This is a genomic window from Dyella sp. (assembly GCF_035486915.1).
Lineage (GTDB): Bacteria > Pseudomonadota > Gammaproteobacteria > Xanthomonadales > Rhodanobacteraceae > Dyella_B.
On sequence record NZ_DATHMR010000175.1, the window covers coordinates 1 to 3,703 of the forward strand.

At 60.2% G+C, this 3,703-nt stretch carries 5 protein-coding genes and 1 tRNA gene; 5 read left to right on the forward strand and 1 reads right to left on the reverse strand.

Annotated features, from left to right (window positions below):
• Both VK725_RS14050 and VK725_RS14055 read left to right on the forward strand, forming a co-directional pair.
• A partial coding sequence (locus VK725_RS14050) for a 2OG-Fe(II) oxygenase family protein (protein ID WP_325318678.1) occupies positions 1-297 on the forward strand: 297 nt, incomplete at its 5' end.
• 123 nt (positions 298-420) lie between these two features.
• Entirely contained in the window at positions 421-1,125 is a 705-nt protein-coding gene (locus tag VK725_RS14055) for a VIT1/CCC1 transporter family protein (protein ID WP_325318679.1), read from the forward strand.
• 4 nt (positions 1,126-1,129) lie between these two features.
• Here the strand turns inward: VK725_RS14055 and VK725_RS14060 are convergent, their stop codons facing one another.
• Positions 1,130-1,936 carry an SDR family oxidoreductase gene (locus VK725_RS14060; protein ID WP_325318680.1) on the reverse strand — a complete coding sequence of 269 codons (807 nt, stop codon included), beginning with the start codon at positions 1,934-1,936 and terminating at the stop codon, positions 1,130-1,132.
• 281 nt (positions 1,937-2,217) lie between these two features.
• On the opposite strand from VK725_RS14060, the gene tpiA reads away from it, so the two are divergent.
• The 3 genes from tpiA (at position 2,218) to VK725_RS14075 (ending at position 3,577) form a co-directional block, all read left to right on the forward strand.
• Positions 2,218-2,967 (forward strand): triose-phosphate isomerase, encoded by a 750-nt coding sequence (gene tpiA, locus VK725_RS14065; RefSeq protein ID WP_325318681.1) that lies wholly within the window; start codon positions 2,218-2,220, stop codon positions 2,965-2,967.
• Positions 2,968-2,993: 26 nt separating this feature from the next.
• The gene (gene secG, locus VK725_RS14070) at positions 2,994-3,476 is read left to right on the forward strand and encodes a preprotein translocase subunit SecG (RefSeq protein ID WP_325318682.1); all 483 of its coding nucleotides are present in this window, start codon (positions 2,994-2,996) and stop codon (positions 3,474-3,476) included.
• A gap of 16 nt (positions 3,477-3,492) precedes the next feature.
• Positions 3,493-3,577: transfer RNA gene (locus tag VK725_RS14075), tRNA-Leu, on the forward strand.
• The last annotated feature ends 126 nt before the right edge of the window (positions 3,578-3,703 follow it).

The following is a 3,703-nucleotide window of genomic DNA, read 5'->3' on the forward strand; positions in this document are numbered from 1 at the left end:
GGCAACTGGCTGCCCTTCACCACCGAAGGCGATGCCATTGTGGTGAACATCGGCGACATGCTGCAACGCCTGAGCAACCACGTATATCCGTCCACGACGCATCGCGTGGTGAATCCGCAGAATGCCAACGCGCGCAAACCGCGTTATTCGGTACCGTACTTCCTGCATCCGAATCCGGATGTGATGCTCGACCCGCTGCCAGAGTGCATCACCCCGGATAACCCGCGTCGCTACGACACCGCCATCAGCTCGCATGAGTACCTCATGGAGCGACTGCGCGAAATCAAACTGATCTGATCGTCGCCATGCTCGTCTTTCGCATCATGTAACCGTGGTGCGAAAGACAATGCGTGTGTTTCTCATTGCCGTGTTTTTCGACGCTTGCCGTTAAAGTGGCGTGCGCCATAGGGAGCTTTTGCCATGTCACCCAAGCATCACCATCACACGGAACGTCATTTCATGGCCTCCGATGTCGTGCGCGATCTCGTCATCGGCATGGCCGATGGTCTAACGGTCCCTTTCGCACTTGCTGCAGGTCTTTCCGGTGCAGCAGTCGCCAGCCGTGTCGTGGTGGTGGCAGGCGTGGCCGAGATCGCCGCCGGTGCGATCGCGATGGGTTTGGGTGGTTATCTCGCAGCGCGCGGCGATGCCGATCACTACGACGCAGAACGCCGTCGCGAAGTACGCGAAGTGCGCGAACTCGCGCGCGAAGAAGAAAACGAAATCGTGCAGATTTTTGCGCAGTACGGCCTGACGCGCGAAGCATGCAAGCCGGTGCTGGAACACTTCCACAACGATCACGACGCATGGGTGGACTTCATGATGCGCTACGAGCTCGGGTTGGAGAAACCAGAGCCTAGCCGCGCCTTGCGCAGTGCACTGACCATCGGTGGTGCCTACATCGTCGGCGGCCTCGTCCCGCTGATGCCTTACATGTTGATCGAAGGACTGCAGCCGGCGCTGCGCGTATCCGTCATGTGCACATTGATGGCACTGGCGATCTTTGGCGCGGCGAAAGCTCGTTTCACCGGCATCAGCATGTTGCGCGGCGCACTGCAAACCGTCTTCGTCGGTGGCCTCGCCTCGGCGGCGGCGTTCCTGCTGGCGCGCTGGATCAGCGCGTAACGGATTACTCCTGCGCGCGATACCGGTGTGACTGCTTCGCCGACATCTTCAAGGCAAGCTTGTCGGGCATGAGTTTGAATACGCCTTTGATGGTGCGGTTGAAGCGACCCGTCACATGCACGGCTTCACCGCGCTCGACAGCACGGATGCCTTCCTCGACGACGTCCTCGGCGTTTTGCCACATAAAGTTCGGCATCTTGCTGACCAGCGGGCGTGTGCCCGTCACGTCGTGAAATTCCGAGCGCGTAAAGCCCGGACACAACGCAGACACGTTCACGCCGGTATCCAGATTCTCCAGCGCCAGTGATTGCGAGAACTTGATCAGATACGCCTTGCTCGCGGCATAAAGCGTGTGTCCTGCCGAACCGGGGACGTGCCCGGCAAGCGATGCGACATTGACGATCCGCCCGTAACCACGCGCACGCATACCGTGTATGAGACGCCATGCCAGCTCTGTCGGTGCAGTCATCAATACACGGATGAAATCGGCGTGGACGTGCCAATCGTTCGCATCGAAGCGGCCGGGCACGCCATAACCTGCGTTATTGATCAGCCAGTCAACTTTCAAATCCTGCTGATCCAATGTCTGGCACAGCTGCTCCACAGCGTGCGGATCAGCGAGATCAGCGGTGAGTACCGTGCAGCGTATGCCATGTTCGCGTTGCATGGCTTCGGCTAATGCTTCCAAGCGATCCGTGCGGCGTGCCGTCAGCACAAGGTCATGACCGCGCGCAGCCAGTGCGCGTGCAAAGGCAGCACCGATGCCAGCCGACGCACCGGTAATCAGACTGATAGGGCGTTCTTTGCTCATGAATCGGATGTCCTGGGGCGATGAACAGACGAGTTGGCTACGATAGATGGTCGCAAGGCGTTTTCAACCATCTGCGATGTTCGACGCCTATCCGCGACACGTATTGAATGACGACAATGTCATGTCGATGCGCGAAGCATGACCACGCGCATCAAGGAAGCACTGGACATGGGGGCGTTCCACATTTCCGACGACGGGCTCCCATCCAGGAATAGGGCGAACGTTGCTCCCATCGTTTCCGCTGGCTAAGCTGGCGCGTTTTCTCGGGGTGGGATGCTGCTATGCGCAAGAAACTTGTCGCGGGTAATTGGAAAATGCACGGCAGCCGCTCGATGGCCGAGGGGCTCGTGCAGGACATCGTGCGCGCCATGCCGGATGGCATCGATGTGCTGGTGTTCCCGCCGTTTCCGTTTATTGCCGCACTCACTGCCGCACACTCCGGTTCCGGCCTTGGCTTCGGAGCTCAGGACGTGAGCGAGCACGAGGGGCAGGGCGCTTACACCGGCGAAGTTTCCGCCGCGATGGTCGCAGACGTGGGGGCGCAATGGACGCTGGTCGGCCATTCCGAACGCCGCCATTACCACCGCGAGACTGACGAGCGGGTTGCCCGTAAATTCGCCGCCGCGCGCGCTGCCGGCCTTACGCCCATTCTCTGCGTCGGCGAGACGCTCGATCAGCGCGAGGCAGGCGAAACCGAAGCCGTTATCGGCCGCCAGTTGCAGGCGGTTCTGGCGCTGAACGGCGTGGCCAGTTTCGACACCGCCGTGATCGCCTACGAACCGGTCTGGGCCATTGGTACAGGCCGCACCGCGACGCCCCAGCAGGCGCAAGACGTGCACGCGTTCATCCGTAGCCAACTCGCGCGTGAAGATGATATGATCTCCCGTCTGACTCGGCTGCTTTATGGCGGCAGCGTCAAAGCGGCCAATGCTGCAGAGCTCTTCGCGCAGCCGGACGTAGATGGTGGTTTGATCGGGGGCGCCTCACTCGTGGCAGCCGACTTCCTGGCCATTTGCAACGCCGCTCACTGAGCAATACCGACCCTACGCGAGACACCATGTTCGTCATCTTCAGTGTGTTCTACATCCTGATCGCTGCGGCCATGATCGTGCTGATCCTTATGCAGCGCGGTGCTGGTGCAGATGCAGGTTCCGGCTTCGGCGCCGGCGCCTCTGCCACGGTTTTTGGTGCCCGCGGTTCAGCCAACTTTCTGTCGCGTTCCACCGCTGTGCTGGCGGCGCTGTTCTTCGCGCTCAGCCTCGCTATGGGCATCTACCTCAAGATGCATGGCGGCCAGGTTCAGCAGAAAACCACCAACGCCGATCTTGGCGTGATGGCAAACCTTGGCAACAGCGCCAGCAAGTCGCAAAATGCGCAACCCGCGACTCCGGCTCAGCCCAAGGCAGCGATTCCGGTAGCAGCTCCCGCCGCTCCGGCAGCAGGCAACGGCGACGTGCCAGCCGCCCAACCGGCCCCGGCTTCAGCCAAAACGCAAGGTGAGGTTCCGGCGGCAACGCCAGCACCCACCGGCAAGCACTAAAAACGAAAGAACACCTGCCCAGGTGGCGGAATTGGTAGACGCACTACCTTGAGGTGGTAGCGACGCAAGTCGTGGGGGTTCGAGTCCCCCCTTGGGCACCATTAAGAAGTCCGATACGGTCCAATCCAGGCCAAAAAGACTAAAGAAACCCGCTATTTAGGCGGGTTTTTTTATTGTCTATCGTCCAATCGTGTCCAGCGCCATCCATTGCAATCTACCGACAAATG